Genomic DNA, 18,552 nt, shown 5'->3' on the forward strand with positions numbered 1-18,552 from the left:
GCACCCCGGCTGCGACACCTCCGGGCCATCCGGGCGAGGCCCGGCGCTCAGGACGCGGCAACCTCCGTCGATGACCGGGAGACCTGCCGGGGCGGCACGGGCACCGTCGGATCGGCGTCCGGCGTCGACCCGCTCGCGGTCGGCTCGGCCGGTTCGTCGGCGTCCCCGTGGCGCTCGCCCGCAGTGTCCGACGCCGGCTGGGCGACCTTCGCCGGTGCGCTCGGGGACGGGCCGGTGATCGGACGGGGGTGCACGGCGCCCAGTGGCCCACCGCCGCCGGTCGGACCGTCGCCCCCACCGACCGGGCCGACGCCGCCGGACCCCGAGTCGTCGTCGGCGCCGTTGGCGCGGGAGCGGCCCGCCACCGGCCGGGTCCGGTCCGCGGCGTGCCCGAGCACCCGTAGCGACGCCAGGGCGGCCATCGGCACCACCAGGGCGGCGGCAGCGCCCATCACGTCCAGGGCCGCGCCGTCGAGCACACCACCGAGCACCGCGGCGACCACGGTGCCGGCCACCGCGGCCCGGACCGCCGGGTAGATGCCGAACAGCCGCATCAGCCCACCCCACGGCTGCAACAGGGCGAACCACACCAGCAACCCGCCGGCCAGCGCCAGCACCGTCAGCGGGCTGTTGACCAACGTCTCGAAGTTCTCCGTGCTGGACCGGTGCACGGCGAACCCGCCGGTGCCGTCACCGAGCGCGGAGAGGAACCGACCCAGGCTGCCCCGCTCCGCAGCAGGACGCCGCAGGTCCACCACGGCGAACCCGATACCGACCGCCAGCGCGGCCATGGCGGCCCAGGCCAACCGGCTGATCGTCAACCAGCCACCGGCGCTGATCACGGCGGCGACGCTCACCCCGGCGGTGAGCGCGATCGCGCCGACCGGGTCGGCGCCCAGGTACGGGCTGCCGACCACCACCACCGCGAGGCCACCCACCGCCACCATCACCGCCGGCCGCCAGCCCCGGTGCACCCGTTGGGCGAACCAGCCGCCGGTGACCAGCGCACCGGCGAGGAACACTCCCAGCCCCACGGTGCTCAGCCCGGCGTACCGGCCACCCTGCAACGCCGAGTAGCCGACCACGCTGTTGAGCTGGAGGCGGGCCCCGGTGAGCACGTCCAGCCCGACCACGAGCGTGGTGAGGCCGGCCACCGCTCCGAGCGGCCCGAGGGTGTTCGCGTACCCGGGGGCGAACCGCACCGCCGCGGTGCCGGCGGCCACCAGCAGCGCCGTCACCCCGGCGAAGATCCACCCCGGGTGCTCGCCACGCCACCAGGGCACCGCGTCGGTCAGCAGCGCCGCCGGCACCGTCAACGCCGCGGCGACCAGCAGCAGTTCCATCACCGCCACGATCCGCCCGGACACGGGCGTCGGGCCGGCCGGGCCGGCGTGCGGACGGGCTCGGCGCAGCAGCGGCAGGATCGCGAGCGCCAGCAGCACCTGCACCCCGGCGAGCAGCGCGAAGAACGCCCCGGAGACGGAACGCTGGGCGGCCGCCTCCCGGTCGGCGTTCGCCGGCGCGTTGATGGCCTCGGTCAGGTCGGCGGGACGACCGCCGGTGCTGATCGCCGGACGGCCGAGGAAGAGCCGCTCCGGCATGGGCCGGCCCAACGCGGCGAGGGCAGTCGGCGCGAGGTCGACAAGTTGCAGGTACCCGTCCCGGCCGGTGCTGGCCGAGGTGAGCCACCCCCGTTCCCAGCCCGGCCCGTCGGCGACCGCCACGTGCAGTCGGGCCGCCTGGGTGGTGTCGGAGATCCCCGCTACCAGCACCAACGACCGTGGGGGTCGCGCCGCCAGCACCCGGGCCAGCTCGGCGTCCGCGGCGCGGGCCTCCTCGGCGCGGGTGGCCGGGTCGGCCCCCTTGACGGTGCCGAGGTCGACGATGCTCAGCACACACGCGCCGAGCAGCGGCCGCGGGTCGGCCGGCAGCCCCGAGGCGTACCTGTCGACGCGGCCGAACGGTCGGGCGGCGGCCACTGCCGCGCCCGGGCCCACGGCGACGGAGCATCGCACCGACTCGGACAACGAGCCGGGCATGGCACCCCAGGGCAGCCGCTGCTGGTTGTACTGGACCACGCTCTCCTGGTCGGGCAGGTTCGCGCCGATGCCGTCCGGTTGTTCGACTGTCACCGCCGCCGACGGGCAGCCGTCGACCGACCGGCTGCCGTTCCACGCGGCGAAGCTCCCCGCGCCCAGTGTCAACCAGCCGTCCACCGGGCAGGTGGGCCGGTGCGCGGAACGCACCGACAGTGAGCCGATCGAGCCGTCCTGGGCCATCCGCCACAGCGTCGGGGTGCTCTGCGGATCAACGTCCTCCCAGCGCAGCCCGGCGATCCCGGCGAGCACCACGAAGTCGGCGGTGCGTTGCGGGGTGCCCTGGGGTGGACGGGCGGCGAGCGCGGTGACGCCCAGCACCACCACGAGCACTGTCAACAGGGCGGGGGCGAGTCGGCGCAGCATCACCGGTGTCCCGTTCTCGGGGCGTCGGAGCCCGGGGCTGTCGCCGGACCGCCGGGATTCCCGGCCAGCTCGACGTAGAGGGCGGCAAGCGTGGCGACGGTGTCCGCCTCGGTCGGCCACGTCGCCGCCCGTTCGGCGCCACGCCGGCCCAACTCCGCCCGCGCCGCCGGGTCGTCCAGCAACGCGCGTACTGCCGCGTCGACAGCGTCCACGTCACCGGCGGGGACCAGCGTGGCGGCGTCGCCGACCAGGTCCGGGAGCCCGCCGACAGCGGTGGCCACCAGTGGCACACCGGCGCGCAGCGCCTCCTGGGCGAAGAGTTGTCGCGCTTCCCAGTCGCTGGTCACGACGGCCAGGTCGGCGCCGGCGAGCAGGTCGGCCACGTCGGTGCGGTGCCCCAGCAGGGTCACCGGGGCGCGGGCGGCGGAGGTCCGCGCGGCGAGCGGCAGATACGCCGGCCCGCTGCCAGCGATCACCACGACCGGCGGCGGGGTACGCGTACGCCAGCGGGCCGCCGCGTCGATCAGCACGTCGTAGCGCTTCTGCGGGTGCAACCGGCCGACCGAGACGATCAACGGCTGGTCCGGGCGGACGCCGAACTCGGCGCGTACCGCCGCCGGACGTCGACGCGGCGCGGGCAGCGTCGGCGCGGCGACCGGGGCGAGCCGGGCGTCGGCGGCACCCACCTCGGCGGCTCGTCGCACCAGGTCCTCGGAGGCGCCGAGCGCCACCCGGACGCCCCGGGCGACCACCCGTTCGACGAGCCGGGACACCCCGCCTCGCAGCCCCCCGGCGAGCACCGCGTTGTGCCAGGTGACGATCAGCGGGGCGGCCGGACGGGCCAGCACGGCGACCAACCCGGCCCGCAGGCCGTGCGCGTGCACCACGTCGACGTGAGCGGCGGCGAGCGCCCGGCGCAGCGCGAGGACCGCCCGCCCGTCGGCCGGAGTCGGGCTGGCCGGGATCTCCACCGGCGCGAACCGCGCACCGACACCGGTGAAGTCGAACTGCTCCTGAGTGGCGGCGGGCCCACAGACCAGGACGGTGGCGCCGCCCGCGACGAGGCCACGGGCCACCGAACGGACGTGCTGGCCGACCCCGCCGGTGCTGGACGCGAGCACCAACGCGACGGTGCCCGACCAGCCGGCAGGCAGAGCTGGCTCAGTCATCGCGTCGCCGTCTCCTTCCCGTCGCCCCGCTCCGCGGAGCCCGCGCCCGGTGTCGGCGCACCGCCGGACGGCCCCCGCCGGCCCAGACGCCGCAGCACCCCGGCGAGCAGTGGCTGTACGTCCCGCCGGTCGACGAACCAGACCACGGCGAGGAACACAACCCCAACCAGAACCCCGGACAGCATGCCCTGACCGAACGCCGCCGCCGTCGTCGGGGTGCCGCCGTCCAACTGGTCGAGCCAACGGCTCAGGCCCCACCCGGCGAGCCCGGCCAGCACACCGGCGAGGCCACCGGCCGCTCCGGCCCGTGCCGCTCCCGCGAGGGCGGGACGGCCGGCGCTGCGCAACACCGCCAGGAGCAGCAGGGCGCCGAGCACCAGCATCCCCACCGAGTTCGCGGACGTCACAGCGAGCACCCGGTCCCGCAAGGGCAGCACCGCGCCGAGCAGCAGGACGACGGCCGGTACCACCAGGAAGCCGACCGCCGTGGCGAGCGTCGCCGCCCGGGTCTCACCCCGCGCGTAGAGCGCCCGGGTGAGCACCGCGAAGAGGCCGTAGCCGACCAGGCCCGGGGCGTACCCGATGATCGCGGCGGCGGCGGTCGACGCGGTGTCCGACGGGAAGAAGAAGTGACCGACCGGGCCGGCGGTCCCGATCAACGCGGCCGTGCCGAGGCAACTGAACAGGAGCACACCACGGACGGCCGGCGCCAGGGTCGTGCGGTAGGTGCGCTCGTCCCCGGCGGCCCGCGCCGCCGCCAGGGTCGGGTAGGCGGCGATGGCCAGCGGCACCGCCAGCACCGCCCACGGCAACAGGTAGACGGTCTGCGCCAGGTTGTAGACGCCCGGGTTGCTCCGCGCGCCGGCGGTGACCTGGTTCAGGCTGACGATCAGCGCGATCTGCTGGGTGGTGACGGTGACCGCGCCGGCCACCGCCAACCCGCCGACCCGGGCCCGCGCGTCGGCGGGAAACCCGAAGCCCGGCCGCAGCCCGAGGTGCAACCGGCGGACCGGAATCAGCAACGACAGCGACAGCACCACCACGCCGAGGGTGGTGCCGCCGGACAGCAGCAACTCACCACCGGGGCTGACCCCGCCGACGGTGGCGTAGCGGCCCTGCGTGACGGTGAACCCCAGGTACACGACGATGACGGTGAGGCTGGACAGCAGCGGGGCGAGCACCGGCCAGGCGAAACGGCGATGTGCCTGGAGCACCCCGGTGAGCACGATGCCGACCCCGTACAGCGGCAGTTGCGGCGCGAAGACCCTCAGCATCCGCACGCCGCTCTGCTGCTGGGCGGTGGTCAGGTGGTGGCCCAGCGACTCGACCACCGGGCCGGCGAGCAGCACCACGAGCAGCGCCAGCGGGACCAGCAGGGCCAACGTCCAGGTCAGCAACGCGCCGGTCGTCCGGGCCACTGCCGTCCGGTCGCCCGCCGCGACCGCGCCGGCGAGCAGCGGTACGACGAGGCTGGCCAGCGCTCCCCCGGCGACGATCTCGAAGATGAAGTTCGGCACCGCGTTGGCCACCACGTAGGTGCCACCGAGGTCGGTGGGCGCCAAGCTCCAGGTGAACACGGCGGTGCGGCCGAAGCCGGCGAGTCGGCTGGCCACGGTGAGGACGGCGATGAGCGCGGCTGCCCCGGCCAGCCGGCCGGCGCCGGCGAGGGGTGCCGGTCTGTTCACGTCAGTCGGCGCGTCGGCCCAGTGCGTCGAGTTCGCGTAGCCCCGGTGTCCGCTGGATCACCGCGGTGAAGCTGACCTTCTCGCTGGCGGCGGTGAGCCCGGCCAGGACGGCGAGCAGACCGGCCCGGCCGAGCGGGCCGGTACGGGCGGCGAGCGCGACGCCGAGCACCGCCCCGAGCGCGTTCGCGCCACTGTCGCCGAGCATCACGTCCTCGGCCAGGTCGTCGCGGAGCAGGCCGGCGGCGGCGCCCGCCGCGCCCGCGGCGATCCCGCCCTGCGGGCCGCCGGTCAGCGGCGCCGCGAGCAGCAGCCCGGACTTGAGGGCGCGGCCCGGCCGCAGGTCGAGCAGGTTGAGCAGGTTGGCAGTGCCGGCGATCACGCCGGCGCCGAGCAGCACGTCGACACCCCGGCCGAACGCACCGTGCCGCTGCCGGCGCGGGTGCGCGGCGACCCGGGCGTCGGCGGCGAGCAGCGCGGCGGCACCCAGCCCGGCGGCACCCACGCCGACGACCTTGACCAGACCGGCGGTGACCCGCCCCTCGCGCAGCGCGGCGAGGTGCCCGGCGAAGCCCTTGGCCGCCTTCTGCTCCGGCCGCGCGCCGACCACGTCGTCGTACAGGCCGACTCCGCCCGCGCCGAGACCGGCGACCAGGGCGGCCCCACCGGCGGCACCACCGGTGGCACCGAACGCGCCGGCGGCGGCCGCGCCGGCGGCGAGCGCCGGCCCGGCGGCCAGGCTCACAGTGCGGCCACGGAAGTTGGTGCGTTCCAACGCGGGCCCGGCCGGCGAGGTACGCGCCTCACGCAGCGCGTAGCGGGCCGCCGCGGCACCCGCGCCGGCGATCAACAGCCGGCCCAGCGTGCTCACGCCGTCACCTCGCTGGCTCGGTCACGCGCCACGTGGTCGGATCCGGACACGGGGGTACGTCGTTCGCTCACTGGGGCAGTCTAGGCAACAGGCCGGAGGCGGCGTTGTCGCCGACGCCGTACTGGCCGGCCTTCTTCTCGGTGAGTTGCTGCACCAGGGCGAGGGTGGTGACCACCTGGCCCTGCACGGTGTTGGCGTTGTCGACCGTGGAGATGGTCTGGGCGAGCACCGGGTCGCCACGCACCACGCCGACCAGGTTGCCGCCGACGGAACCGTTGCCGGCCACCACGATCGCCCCGGTGCGGTCGAACTGCTCGGCGATCTTGACCACCGACTCGTCCCGCTTGTCGGAGTCCTTGTCGACGTACGGCTGACCGCTGACCACGACGACCGCCTCCGCCGAGGCGGTGACCTTGTTGCTGTCGGTGGTCAGGTAGCCGGCGTTGTTGTAGGCGGCGAGCACCGCCCGCCGGTCGGCGTCACTGACCGGCGCGACGCCCTGGGGCCGGTCCAGCAGGACGCTGGCCAGCAGCGCGCTCGAGGTCTCCACGCCGTGCCCGTTGCCCGGCAGGCCGGTGGTCTGCGCGGTCGGGCGGGCGGCGGTGACGGCCAACTCCAGCAGGTTGGAGTTGTTGTCCGGGTTGATGAACTTGTCCTGCAGGTCGACCTGGCCCGTGATGGTGGCTCCGGCCTGCTGGAGCTTCTTGAGCACGCTCTCGGTGTGGTCGCGCCCGTTGGGCAGGCTGAGAACCGCGACCCGACGCGAGGTGAGGGTGCCGGGCAGGAGGATCTGGGACGTCTCCTCGGCGAACTCCTCTTCCAGCGCGAGTTGCTTCTCCATGTTGCTGACCGTCTGACGCCACTGCTGGTTGTCCTTGCGTAGCCCGGTGACCTGCTCCTTGAGCGAGTCGGCGACCGGGCCGTTGAGGGCGGCTGTGCCGACCACCAGGCCGATCGCCAGAGCCAGGAAGACCGCGGTGAGGGACACCACGTGGTAGCGGAAGTTGATCACGCTTGCAGCCTCTTGATCGGTCGGGAACTAGAAAAGCCGGTACAGCTGGAACACGAAATTGTCCCACCACTCGGCGACCACGCCCAGGTACGCCTTCCCGACTGTCGACACGGCCACCGCGGACGCCATCGCCGCGATCGCCGACAGCACCAGCAGCAGCAGCGACGAGCCGGAGATGCTCTGCCGGTAGAGCCGGCTCACCCCCTTGGCGTCGACCAGCTTGCCGCCGACCTTCAGCCGGGTCAGGAACGTCGAGGCCATCCCGCCGCGGCCCTTGTCGAGGAACTCGACGAGGGTGGCGTGGGTGCCGACCGCGACCAGCAGCGAGGCGCCCTTCTCGTCGGCGAGCAGCATGGCCAGATCCTCGCTGGTCGCCGCCGCCGGGAAGGTGATCGCCGGCACACCGAGGCCGTTGACCCGGGGCAGGCCGGGCGCACGCCCGTCCGGGTACGCGTGCACGATCACCTCGGCGCCGCAGCGCAGCACGTCGTCGGTGACCGAATCCATGTCCCCGATGATCATGTCGGGTGTGTAACCGGCCTCGACCAGGGCGTCCGCGCCGCCGTCGACGCCGATGAGCACCGGCTTGAACTCCCGGATGTACGGGCGCAGCACGTCCAGGTCGGCCTTGTAGTCGTAGCCGCGCACCACGATCAGGCAGTGCCGACCCTGCATCTGGGTCTCGATGTCCGGCACCCCGACACCGTCGAGCAGCAGGTCGCGTTCCTGACGCAGGTAGTCCATCGTGTTGGCGGCGAACGCCTCCAACTGCACGGACAGACCCTCCCGGGCGTCGGCCATCGCCTTGCCGACCGACTCGGCGTCCTGAAGGCTGCCGTGGGCCACCGGCTCGTCACCGGCGAAGACCGTGTTGCCCTCGATGCGCACCTGATCGCCCTCGCGGATGCGCTCGAAGACGCCCTCCCCCAGGTCGTCGAGGAGCGGAATGCCGGCGGCGATCAACACCTCCGGGCCGAGGTTCGGGTAACGGCCGGACACCGAGGGCTTGGCGTTGAGCACCGCCGCGACCCCGACGGCGACGAGCGAGTCCGCCGCCACCCGGTCCAGGTCGACGTGGTCGATGACCGCGATGTCACCGGGGCGCAGCCGACCGACCAGGCGTTTCGTCCGGCGATCAAGGCGCGCGGTGCCGAGGACTCTGCCCGGTTCGGAGTTCCGGTTCCGGCGCAACGTGGGTAGACGCATCGTGACCATCCTGGCATGTGAGGCAGGCTTTTCTGTCGCGACATGCCTGAGCAGGGCCGCCTACCCAGGGAAGCACACACCGGCACAAGCCGGTGTGCTTGCGCTCACAATACGCGGCGTCACAACCGCCTTTCCTTGGCGGCCACTGCCAAAAGCTCCTCGGCGTGGGCGATACCCAGATCCGAATCGGGCAAACCCGCCAGCATGCGCGCCAACTCCCGGGCCCGCTCGGTGTCCTCCACCACGCGCACCCCGCTGGTCGTCACCGCGCCGCCGGTGTCCTTCGCCACCACCAGGTGCCGGTCGGCGAACGCGGCCACCTGCGGCAGGTGTGTGACCACCAGCACCTGGTGGCTGCGGGCCAGCCGGGCCAGCCGGCGGCCGATCTCCACCGCCGCCTGCCCGCCGACCCCCGCGTCGACCTCGTCGAAGACCAACGTGGGCGGGCCACCGGAGCCGGCGAACACGACCTCGATGGCGAGCATCACCCGGGACAGCTCACCGCCGGAGGCGCCGCGCTGCAACGGCAGCGACGGCGCGCCCGGGTGGGCCAGCAACCGCAGCTCCACCTCGTCACCCCCGTCCGACGTGACACCCACCTCGACGCCGTTGACCGCAAGCGTCGGCTCGGCACGCCCGGCCGGACGGGGCAGCACCGCCACCTCGATCCGCGCGTGCGGCATCGCCAGCCCGGCCAGCTCGACGGTGACCTGGTCGGCGAAGCGGACCGCCGCCTCCTGCCGGGAGGTGGACACCCGCCCGGCCAGGTCGGCCACCTCGACGGCGAGCCGCTGGCCCTCCCGCTCCAACTCGTCGAGCACGTCGTCGGACATGTCCAGGTCGGACAGTCGGGTGCGCGCCCGATCGGCCCAGGCGATCACCCCGTCGACGTCGTCGGCGTACTTGCGGGTCAACGCGCGCAGCGCCGCCCGCCGCTCGTAGACGTGCTGCAATCGGGCCGGGTCCGCGTCCAGCGTCGCCAGGTACGCCGACAACTCCGCGGACACGTCGGTGACCAGCGTGGCCGCCTCCTCCAGGCGGGCCGCCAGCTCACCGAGCGCCGGATCGGTGCCGGACTGCGCCTCCAGGGTCCGCCGGGCGGTGCCGAGCAGCGCCGCCGCGTCCGGGGTCTCCTCGGCGGCCTCCCCGCCACCGGCCACACACTGCTGGGCGATCTGCGCGGCCGTCCGCAGGCCCTCGGCGTGCTCCAGCCGCTGCGCCTCGGTCTTCAGCTCGTCGTCCTCACCGGGCTGCGGATCGACCCGGGTGATCTCGTCGAGGCCCAACCGCAGCAGGTCGGCCTCCTGGTTGCGCTCGCGGGCGTTGCGCCGACGGTCGGCCAGGTCGTCGACGACCCGACGCCACCCCGTGTACGCCTCGCGCAGCGCGTCGAGCAGCTTCTCGTGCGCGGGGCCGGCGAACCGGTCCAGTGCGGCCCGCTGCTCGGCCGGGCGCAGCAACCGCAGCTGGTCGGACTGGCCGTGCACCGCGACCGCCTGCTCGCCGATCTCACCGAGCATCGACACCGGCATGCTCCGACCGCCGACGTGGGCGCGCGAGCGCCCCTCCACCGTCACCGTGCGGCTCAGCAGCACCGAGCCGTCCTCGTCGGGTTCGCCGCCGGCCTCGACGATCCGGGCGTGCACGGCGTCGGCGACCCGCCCGTGCAGCCGCAGCCGTCCCTCCACCACCGCACGGCCGGGTTGGGCGCGGACCCGCCCCGCGTCGGCCCGGCCGCCGAAGAGCAGGCCGAGGCCGGTGACCACCATCGTCTTGCCCGCACCGGTCTCGCCGGTGATGACGTTCATGCCGCCGGTCAACGGCAGCGTGGTGTCTTCGATGACGCCCAGTCCGGTGATGCGCAGCTCTTCCAGCACAGCCACCGACAGTAGACGCGAGGCCCGACACTTGACCAGCCGACGGGCCCGGGTACGGCCCGTACCCGGCCGACGTACAGTTCTGCCCCGTGTTGGATGTGATCGGCCTGACCTCGGCTGAGGAGGAGCTCTACCGCTGCCTGCTCCAGCTCACCACGGCCCGCATCGACGAGTTGGCCGGTCGCCTGCACCGGCCCCGTGAGCAGGTCGTCGCCCAGGTCGAGGCACTGCGCGGCAAGGGCCTCGTGCAGCGCAGCGACAACGACCCGGACGCCCCGCTGCGCCCGACCGCCCCGGACGTCGCCCTCGGCGGGACGCTGCTGCGGCGTCAGGAGGACCTGGAGTCGGCCCGCCGACTGGTCACCCAACTGGCCGAGGAGTACCGCTCCGGGCTGCGCCGACACCACGTCGACCACCTGGTCGAGGTGATCACCGGCGCCCGGGTCCTTCGGGACCGCCTGCGCGACCTGCAGAACTCGGCGCGTAGCGAGGTGCTCTGGTTCTGCCGGGCCAATCCCCTCGCCATGGCCGGCCCGGAGAACGTCGAGGAGTTCGACGCGCTGGCCCGCGGGGTGAGCTACCGGGCCATCTACGAACGTGACCTGCTGCTCGAGCCGGGCGCGTTGGCCGACCTGGCCAAGGGGGTCGCCGCCGGGGAGCAGGCCCGCGTCCTGGACCGGCTGCCGGTGCGACTGGCCATCGTGGACGCCCGCACGGCCATCTGCCCGCTGGTGCCCGACCGCGACGGCGGCGAACCGAGCGCCGCCGTGATCGGCCGCAGTCAACTGCTCGACGCGCTGCTCGCCCTCTTCGAGAGCCACTGGCGGGTGGCCACCCGGCTGCGCCTCGACGACCCTCTCGCCGTCGCGGCCCCCGAGGCTCGACGGCCGGAGCCCGCTGACCAGCCGGGCGACGGCTACCAGCCCGACGCCGACGAGGCCCGGCTGCTGTCGCTGTTCGTGGCGGGCGTACCGGACAAGTCCATCGCCTCCCAACTCGGGGTGAGCCGGCGGACAGTGCAACGGCGCATCGCTGACCTGATGGCCGCCGCCGGCGTGGACACCAGGCCCGGGTTGGCGTTCCAGGTGGCCCGACGCGGCTGGCTCTGACGCGACAGGGTCCGCCGTCGACCGACGGCGGACCCTCAACCGGCAGGGCGGGACGGCCAGGCCGCCCCGCCCCGCCCGATCAGCGCAGCCCGTACGCCTGGAGCACCGTCTGGTCGACGGTGTTCCCGGCCCGGTCGGCGGCGTGCACCCGCAGCGACACCGTTCCGCGCCCCGCCGGCACGGTAGCGGTGTACCGGGTGCCCGACCCCGTGGTCGGCGCGTAGCGCCAGGTGACGCCCCCGTCGAAGGAGACCTGCACCCGCACGCTGGCACCGGTCGGCGCCGGCACCCCGGCCGGCTGCCGCAGGGTCAGCCCGAGCTGGTGCGGCCGGTTGCCGCGTACCGTGCCGCCCAGGTCGGCCGGCACCCGGTAGTCCACCTGGAGCAGCGACAACGGCGTGGCGGCCTCGCCCGCCGGTCGGGCCGAGGTGAACTCCCAGGCCGTGTCGGTCCGCGTGCCGTAACGCCACTCGGCCGAGGACCGCTGGGTGGTCACGTCCAGGCGGTAGCGGGCGGCCCCGGCGGTCGTGGGCACCGACGCCCAGCCGTCGGAGAGGTCAGCGATCTGCTGCCCGTCGCGGCTGACCCGCGCCGTGACGGTGTCCGACTCCTCGCTCTCGCCGGCCACGCTGTAGTGCCCCTGGGCGTCGACGAACTCGGGCACCCGCAACTCCAGGTTGTCACCGGTGCGGGTGGGCACCGGCGCCCCGCGGGCCGGGACGGCAGGGCGGAGCACCGGAGCGTGCCAGGTCTCGGTCACCCGGTCGTCGGCCGCGTAGCGCCGGGGCTGCTGCGTCAGACCACCGGCCAACTGCCCCCACTGCATGAACATCTGCTTGTGCAGCACCCGTTGCTGCCACCAGGAGTCCCCGGCGCTGACGAACTCCTGCCGGGTGGTGCCGTTGCGGACCATGCGCTGGTCGTCGTTCCAGGCGTACTCCTGCCACGGACGCCAGCCGAACCGCTCCTCCGTGGCCCAGCCCGCACCCATGTCGCCGTAGCTCGCCGTCACCTCGGCGGTGTTCTTCGCTGTCACCGTGTGCACGACACGCTCCGGCACCCGACCCTTCGACACCTGCCACACGTCGTACAGGTAGGGGCTGTCCACGGTCAGCGTCAGGTCCAGCGTCGCCCGACCCTTGCGCGCCGCCGCGATCAGCCGCTGCCCGTCGTCGTACGCGACCACCATCGACGGGATCGGCAGCCGCTCTCCGGTGGGCCGCCAGACCGTCCACGCGCTCTGGTCCTCAGGCCGCACGATCAGCACCGCGGCGGCGCCGGCTGCCGCGGCGGCGGCCACCTGCTCCTCTTCCGAGCGGTTCGGGTCGGCGCCGAGCAGCACGGCGGTGCCCCGCACCCGGGTCAGCTCGGCGGGGGTGCCGGTGCCGGCCCAGACCAGCGGCAGCTTCCGCCGACCGGTCGGCGCCGGCGACGTGCCCAGCAGGTTGATGTCCGACGGACCGGACACCCCGCTGATCGTCGCGTCCACCATGGGCGCGACGAGCTGCCACCGCGAGGCGAACTCGAACTCGCCCTGGCGCACCTGGCGGGTCGGCGTGACGTTGACCTGCTCAACGGTGCTGTAGGCCATCACGCCGTGGTCGATCTGCCGGCCATTGCCCAGCACCCGGTGCACGTAGTAGCTGAGCGTGGCCCGCTGCTCGCTGGGCTTCGGCGTCTCGATCCGCACCGGCGTGCCCTTGCGCGCGTCGAGCACCACTGTCAGGTCCCGGTCGACCGTCACCTCTGGCTCGATGATCTGGGTCATCTGCTCGTCGAGGGGGACGCCGTGCGTCATCAGCGCGGTCAGCACGTACGTGCCCTCCTCGACCTCCAGGGTGCCCTCGCCACCCCACATGCCCCAGAAGTCCGACTCGGGCTGCTCACCGAAGACGGTCAACCCCGGCGAGAGGCCCGGCTGACCCTGCCGGTCCAGCAGCTTGATGGTGAGGTGGTGCACGGGACCGCTGACGGTGAGCCCGATCGGGGTGCGTACCGCGACGCCGTCCGTGCCTGTCGCCACCAGCCAGCCACCGTGCGGACCCCGGCCCAGCTTCGCCGGGTCGGCGCGCAGCGGCACGGCCACGCTGCCGCCCGCGGGCACGCTCACCTCGCCAGAGGTCACGGCGACCCCGTCGGGCTCGGCCACGCCGGTGTCCAGGTTGCGCAGGTCCAGGGCCAGTCGCAGGGTCTGCGCGGTCTTCGTGCCGTTGGTGTACGTCACGGTCCGCTCGACCGCCGCACCGCCGGTGGAGATCCGGCCGAAGTCTGCGGTGGCCGAGGCGTACACCTGCTGGCCGAGCGCGCGGGCCACGTCGACCCGACCGCCACCCTGCTCGAAGACGGTCAACGCCGGGTTCGCCTTGGTGGTGCTGACCAACGCGTCCTTGAGTTTCGTCGCGGACCAGTCGGGGTGTTCCTGGGCGAGGATCGCCGCCGCTCCGGCCACGTGCGGGGTGGCCATCGAGGTGCCGGACGCGGTCGTGTACGCGTCTCCCACCGGCGTACCCATGGCGGTGCCGGCGGCCCGGGCGGCGACGATGCCGACGCCCGGCGCGGTGATCTCGGGCTTGAGGCCGTTGTCGCCGAGGCGCGGGCCCCGGCTGGAGAACGCCGCCAGGTTGTCGGCACGGTCCACCGCGCCGACGGTGAGCGCCGACGCGGCCGCGCCGGGCGCGCCGACGGTACGCGCGGCGCCCGAGTTGCCGGCGGCGACCACGAACAGCGCGCCGGTCTCGGCGGTCAGGTCGTTCACCGCCTGGCTCATCGGGTCGGTGCCGTCGGTCGGGTCGCCACCGAGGCTCATGCTGACCACCTTCGCGCCGGAGTGGGCGGCCCACTCCATGCCCGCGATGATGGACGAGTCGTAGCCGGAGCCACCGTCGTCGAGCACCTTGCCGACCAGCAACCGCGCGCCCGGGGCGACGCCCTTGCGCAACCCGTCGGACGCCGCCCCGCTGCCGGCGATGGTGGCGGCCACGTGAGTGCCGTGGCCGTGCCCGTCGCGGGCGCTGCCGCTGCCCGAGAAGTCCTGCGCCTCGACGACCCGACCGGCCAGGTCGGGGTGGGTGGCGTCGACGCCGGTGTCGAGCACCGCCACCTTCACGCCGGCACCGTCGCGCCCGGCCGCCCAGGCCGTCGGGGCGCCGATCTGCGGCACGCTGTGCTCCAGCGCCGGGCGGACCTTCCCGTCCAGCCAGACACGGGCGATGCCAGCACCCAGCCGGGGCGCGGCGGCAGTCGTGGTCCGGCTGGCCGGCGTACCGGCGAGCGTGGTCCACAGGTTGCCGAGGGCCCCCTTGCCGACCCGCAGCGCCGCGCCGTTGATGCTCTCCAGCGGCCGGGCGTCGGTGGCACCGGCAAGCGGCTTGACCCGCCCGGCCGCCTGCTCCTGGTAGCGCACGATCAGTGGCAACGCGCCCTGCGCGGCGTCGCCGTATCCGTCGGCGGCCAACTCCTGCACGTCGAACAGGTCGGCGTCGAGGACCCCACTCGAAACGTAGGGCAGGGCGTCGCTGGGCAGCACCCGCAGCCCGCCGTCGACCTCCAGGGTCTGGAAGATGACGCGCTCGCGCCCGGGTCCCGGGCGGACAGTGGCGGCGACCCGGCCCGGCGCCGCGGGCGCGAGCTCGACCTGGTCGCCGGTGATCAGGGTGATGCGGACGGGTGCGTGCTGGGCGGGCGTGCCCGACGTCGGGCCGGTGGGCCGGGCGGGCGGGTCGGCGGACGCCGGTGCGGCGACGCCGACCACCAACGCGCCGACCGCGCCGACGGCGAGCCAGCGTGGGGACCAGTGCATGCGATGGGCTCCTCTACTCCTCCAGGCCGCCATCCGTGGATGAGGGCCGATCGGAGTCTGCGTCGGAGCGTGTCACCAGGTCACTAGTCGCCCGCCGCCGCAGCGGCGACATGTCGTCAGGTGGACAACTGACATCCACCGACCGTGTGCGCCACGGTCACCGGCGGCTGCCACGCCAACCGTGAACGGGAAGGCCGAACTTGGCCACCAGCCGGTCGGTGAACGGGCGGGGACGCAGCCGCACGATGCGGACCGGCAGGGCACCCCGACGCACCGTCACCCGCGCGCCGGGCGGCAGGTCGTAGACGCGCCGGCCGTCGCAGGAGAGCACGGCAAGGGTGGTGAACGGGTCGACGGTGATCACGAAGGTCGACGTCGGGGCCGTGACCAACGGGCGGCTGAACAACGCGTGCGCGCTGATCGGCACCAGCAGCAACGCCTCCACCTCCGGCCAGACCACCGGCCCGCCACCGGAGAACGCGTACGCGGTGGAGCCGGTGGGGGTGGCACAGACGACACCGTCACAGCCGTAACGCGACAGCGGCCGGCCGTCCACGTCGACGAGCAGCTCGAGCATCTGGGCCCGCTCGCCCTTCTCGATGCTGATCTCGTTGAGCGCCCAGGACTCGATGGTCGGCCCACCGTCGAACTCGGCAGTGACGTCCAGGGTCAGCCGCTCGTCGACCGTGTAGTTGCGGCCGACGACGTCCCGGACGGCGGTGTCCAGATCGTCGATCTCCGCCTCCGCCAGGAAGCCCACCTTGCCGAGGTTGATGCCGAGCAGCGGCGCCTTCGCGGGCCGGGCCAGCTCGGCGGCGCGCAGGAAGGTGCCATCCCCACCGAGCGCGAAGACGATCTCGGCGCCCTCGGCGGCCTGCGGGCCGGCGACCGGCACCACGCCGGGCAGGTCGAGGTCGTCGGCCTCGTCGGCGACCACCCGTACCTCGAAACCGGCGTCGATCAGGTCGGCGGCGACCGACCGGGCGTGTTCCGTGCTGCGCCGACGGCCGGTGTGTGTCACCAGCAGCGCGGTCCGGCTCATCGGGCCGCCCGCCCACGTCGGACCGGGCAGCGTCGCGCCACCGGCGCCGACACCTCGGCACGGCCACCTGTCACCGTGCGGCCCGTTGCGGCACCCTCACTGCGCGCGTTCACCCTGCGACCTCCTCCGCCGCCACGTCCGGCACCACGCCGGCCGTCGTCGAGCCGTCCGGCCCGGCCGCCACCACGGCCCGCACCCGCTCCGGGTCGGCCGCTGGTGCGCCCCGGCGCAACCATACGAAGAACTCCACGTTGCCGCTCGGTCCGGGCAGCGGGCTGGCCGCCACGTCGGCCAGTCCGAGACCGAGCCGCGCGGCCGCCGCGGCCACGTCCAGCACCGCTTCGGCGCGCAGCTCCGGATCGCGGACCACACCGCCGGCACCGACCCGGTCCTTGCCGACCTCGAACTGCGGCTTGACCATCAGTGCCAGGTCACCGTCGTCGCGGGTGCAGCCGGCCAGCGCCGGCAGCACCAGTCGCAGCGAGATGAACGACAGGTCGGCCACCGTGAGGTCGACCTGGCCGCCGATCGCGTCAGCATCGAGGGTACGGACATTCGTGCGCTCCAGGACGCGGACCCGCTCGTTCGTACGCAGCGGCCAGGCGAGCTGCCCGTAGCCGACGTCCACGGCCACCACCTCGGCCGCGTCGGCGCGCAGCAGCACGTCGGTGAACCCACCTGTCGACGCTCCCGCGTCCAGGCAACGCCGCCCGGCCACGTGCAGCCCCCCGAGGGCGAACGCGGCCAGCGCGCCGGCGAGCTTGTGCCCGCCTCGGGACACGTACTCCTCGGCGGGGTCCGCACCGGTCACCAGGAGCGGGTCGGCGGGGTCGACCATCGCGGCCGCCTTACGGGCGACCACGCCCCGCAGTTGGACCCGGCCGGCCTCCACCAACGCGGCGGCCTGCTCACGGGAGCGGGCCAGACCGCGGCGGACGAGTTCGGCGTCCAGCCGGTTACGACGTGCCATTGGTGGTTCTCCGGTCTGCTCAGGCCTGGTCGTCCCGCTCAGGTCTGGTCGATGGTGGCGAGGGTTTCCCGCAGCGTCTCGTAGGCCGCCTCGTACTGGGCGATCTGGTCGGCGGGAGCGAGCGTCGCCGCGTTGGCGATGGCCCGCACGGCGGCGTCCACCGCCGGATGCCGTGCCTCGTCGTCCCCGAGATCCGGCGGCGGCCCGGGGCGGGCACCCACCGGCGGACCGGGTCGGGCCGGGAACGAGCCGCCAGCCGGCGGACCGGGACGGGCCGGGAAGGACCCACCGGGCGGCGGACCGGGCCGGGTCATTCGGCGTCGTCCGGCAACCGCTTGCGAATCGCCGCCTTCTTGGCGGGCATCACGGCCGGCGTCGGGACGTCCTCGTCGGCCGTCCGGCTGATCGTCGCCGGCGGCTTCTTGGCGATGGCCTTCTTGGCGACCGCCTTCTTCGCCACGGCCTTCTTCGCCACCGGCGCGGAGACCGGGGCACCGGCCGAGGCGTCGGACGGCACGAGAGCGGTGCCGGGCTGCGCGGCGACGGTCGGGTCGGGTCGCGGCGTGAGGCCGGCGGTCGGCGCGTCGGCCGGCTCGGTGGACCGCGCCTCCCGCAGCTGCCGTTCCAGGTCGTGCACCCGCCGGGTCAGCTCGGCCACCTCGTCGGCGGTGGCCAGACCGACCGCGCCGAGGGCCCGGTCGACCTCGAAGCGGACCAGCTTGGTCAGCGCCTCCCGGTTGGCGGCGCCCGTGGTGACCAGTTCCTCGCCGAGGGCCTGGAGTTGGGCGGCGGTAGCGCCGCCGGAGCCGACGAGGCGACGTGCCACGTCCTGGGCCTTCTTCCGGGGCGCCTCCGCGAGGCCCATGGCCAGCTCGAGGTAGGCGCGCCACGCGTCCTGCATGCCTGAGTCCTTCCACGGGGCGGGGTGTGCAGGTGTCACGCTACCGGGCACCCCCGACCGACCCGTGCGGTACGGTGCCGAGGACGGCGTGGCGATCAGCGAGGGGGAGATGTGGCCAGCGTGGACGAGTGCCGGCAGGCGTTGCAGGAGCTGGCCGCCCGGTTGGATCGCAACGCCGAGACGGTACGCGAACGGATCGACCTGGACCGGACGCTGGCCTGCCGAATCACCGACCTGGACACCGCGTTCCACGGCCGGATCACCGGCGGCCGACTGGTCGAGCTGACCGACGGCGACGACCCCAAGGCCAAGATCGCGCTGAGTACGTCCAGCGACGACCTGCTCGCCCTGGTCCGTGGCGACCTGGACGTCACCAGCGCGGTGACCTCCCGCCGGGTGTCGATCAAGGCCAATCCGTTCGACCTGCTCAAGCTGCGCAAGCTGCTCTGACG

14 protein-coding genes are annotated in these 18,552 nt (G+C 74.2%); 2 read left to right on the forward strand and 12 right to left on the reverse strand.

What is annotated here, in order from left to right; all coding sequences use genetic code 11:
* Nucleotides 1–47: 47 nt before the first annotated feature.
* The 7 genes from OG598_RS14880 to recN form a co-directional block, all read right to left on the reverse strand.
* On the reverse strand, nucleotides 48–2,462 hold the full coding sequence (locus tag OG598_RS14880; RefSeq protein WP_328654999.1) for a hypothetical protein: 2,415 nt from the start codon (nucleotides 2,460–2,462) through the stop codon (nucleotides 48–50).
* Nucleotides 2,462–3,631, reverse strand: a complete 1,170-nt coding sequence (locus OG598_RS14885) for a glycosyltransferase family 4 protein (protein ID WP_328655000.1) — start codon at nucleotides 3,629–3,631, stop codon at nucleotides 2,462–2,464. The genes OG598_RS14880 and OG598_RS14885 overlap by 1 nt, the downstream gene beginning before the upstream one ends.
* The gene (murJ, locus tag OG598_RS14890; protein WP_328655001.1) at nucleotides 3,628–5,316 is read right to left on the reverse strand and encodes a murein biosynthesis integral membrane protein MurJ; all 1,689 of its coding nucleotides are present in this window, start codon (nucleotides 5,314–5,316) and stop codon (nucleotides 3,628–3,630) included. Before murJ ends, OG598_RS14885 begins: the two co-directional genes overlap by 4 nt.
* Nucleotide 5,317: 1 nt before the next feature.
* A complete protein-coding gene (locus OG598_RS14895; RefSeq protein WP_328655002.1) occupies nucleotides 5,318–6,184 on the reverse strand; it encodes a hypothetical protein in 867 nt (288 codons plus the stop codon).
* A gap of 67 nt (nucleotides 6,185–6,251) precedes the next feature.
* A complete protein-coding gene (locus OG598_RS14900) occupies nucleotides 6,252–7,196 on the reverse strand; it encodes a copper transporter (RefSeq protein WP_328655003.1) in 945 nt (314 codons plus the stop codon).
* Nucleotides 7,197–7,223: 27 nt separating this feature from the next.
* Entirely contained in the window at nucleotides 7,224–8,402 is a 1,179-nt protein-coding gene (gene steA / locus OG598_RS14905; protein ID WP_091407271.1) for a putative cytokinetic ring protein SteA, read from the reverse strand.
* 119 nt (nucleotides 8,403–8,521) lie between these two features.
* Complete coding sequence (recN, locus tag OG598_RS14910; RefSeq protein ID WP_328655004.1) at nucleotides 8,522–10,279, reverse strand: DNA repair protein RecN; 1,758 nt, start codon at nucleotides 10,277–10,279, stop codon at nucleotides 8,522–8,524.
* 89 nt (nucleotides 10,280–10,368) lie between these two features.
* Between recN and OG598_RS14915 the strand changes: the two genes are divergently transcribed.
* Nucleotides 10,369–11,388, forward strand: a complete 1,020-nt coding sequence (locus tag OG598_RS14915; RefSeq protein ID WP_328655005.1) for a helix-turn-helix domain-containing protein — start codon at nucleotides 10,369–10,371, stop codon at nucleotides 11,386–11,388.
* Between the two features lie 79 nt (nucleotides 11,389–11,467).
* Here OG598_RS14915 and OG598_RS14920 read toward each other — a convergent pair whose 3' ends face one another.
* The 5 genes from OG598_RS14920 to OG598_RS14940 form a co-directional block, all read right to left on the reverse strand.
* Nucleotides 11,468–15,187: a S8 family serine peptidase gene (locus OG598_RS14920; RefSeq protein WP_328655006.1), complete on the reverse strand. Its 3,720-nt coding sequence runs from the start codon at nucleotides 15,185–15,187 to the stop codon at nucleotides 11,468–11,470.
* Nucleotides 15,188–15,344: 157 nt separating this feature from the next.
* A complete protein-coding gene (locus OG598_RS14925) occupies nucleotides 15,345–16,229 on the reverse strand; it encodes an NAD kinase (RefSeq protein ID WP_091407282.1) in 885 nt (294 codons plus the stop codon).
* A gap of 109 nt (nucleotides 16,230–16,338) precedes the next feature.
* Complete coding sequence (locus OG598_RS14930; RefSeq protein ID WP_328655007.1) at nucleotides 16,339–17,199, reverse strand: TlyA family RNA methyltransferase; 861 nt, start codon at nucleotides 17,197–17,199, stop codon at nucleotides 16,339–16,341.
* 38 nt (nucleotides 17,200–17,237) lie between these two features.
* The gene (locus OG598_RS14935) at nucleotides 17,238–17,513 is read right to left on the reverse strand and encodes a hypothetical protein (RefSeq protein ID WP_328655008.1); all 276 of its coding nucleotides are present in this window, start codon (nucleotides 17,511–17,513) and stop codon (nucleotides 17,238–17,240) included.
* Nucleotides 17,510–18,100, reverse strand: coding sequence for a phasin family protein (locus OG598_RS14940; RefSeq protein ID WP_328655009.1), 591 nt, complete (start codon nucleotides 18,098–18,100; stop codon nucleotides 17,510–17,512). Before OG598_RS14940 ends, OG598_RS14935 begins: the two co-directional genes overlap by 4 nt.
* A 111-nt stretch (nucleotides 18,101–18,211) precedes the next feature.
* Here OG598_RS14940 and OG598_RS14945 point away from each other — a divergent pair, with 111 nt between their 5' ends.
* On the forward strand, nucleotides 18,212–18,550 hold the full coding sequence (locus tag OG598_RS14945) for an SCP2 sterol-binding domain-containing protein (RefSeq protein ID WP_088947517.1): 339 nt from the start codon (nucleotides 18,212–18,214) through the stop codon (nucleotides 18,548–18,550).
* The last annotated feature ends 2 nt before the right edge of the window (nucleotides 18,551–18,552 follow it).

The sequence above is a fragment of the Micromonospora sp. NBC_00330 genome, assembly GCF_036136635.1.
GTDB classification, from domain to species: Bacteria; Actinomycetota; Actinomycetes; order Mycobacteriales; family Micromonosporaceae; genus Micromonospora; species Micromonospora salmantinae.

Excerpts from the sequence above, each read along its gene's own strand:
- OG598_RS14880 (WP_328654999.1), bottom strand. The coding sequence starts at position 2,462 with ATGCTGCGCCGACTCGCCCCCGCCCTGTTGACAGTGCTCGTGGTGGTG.
- OG598_RS14920 (WP_328655006.1), bottom strand. The coding sequence starts at position 15,187 with ATGCACTGGTCCCCACGCTGGCTCGCCGTCGGCGCGGTCGGCGCGTTG.
- OG598_RS14925 (WP_091407282.1), bottom strand. The coding sequence starts at position 16,229 with ATGAGCCGGACCGCGCTGCTGGTGACACACACCGGCCGTCGGCGCAGC.
- steA (WP_091407271.1), bottom strand. The coding sequence starts at position 8,402 with ATGCGTCTACCCACGTTGCGCCGGAACCGGAACTCCGAACCGGGCAGA.
- OG598_RS14930 (WP_328655007.1), bottom strand. The coding sequence starts at position 17,199 with ATGGCACGTCGTAACCGGCTGGACGCCGAACTCGTCCGCCGCGGTCTG.
- OG598_RS14935 (WP_328655008.1), bottom strand. The coding sequence starts at position 17,513 with ATGACCCGGCCCGGTCCGCCGCCCGGTGGGTCCTTCCCGGCCCGTCCC.
- OG598_RS14940 (WP_328655009.1), bottom strand. The coding sequence starts at position 18,100 with ATGCAGGACGCGTGGCGCGCCTACCTCGAGCTGGCCATGGGCCTCGCG.
- OG598_RS14885 (WP_328655000.1), bottom strand. The coding sequence starts at position 3,631 with ATGACTGAGCCAGCTCTGCCTGCCGGCTGGTCGGGCACCGTCGCGTTG.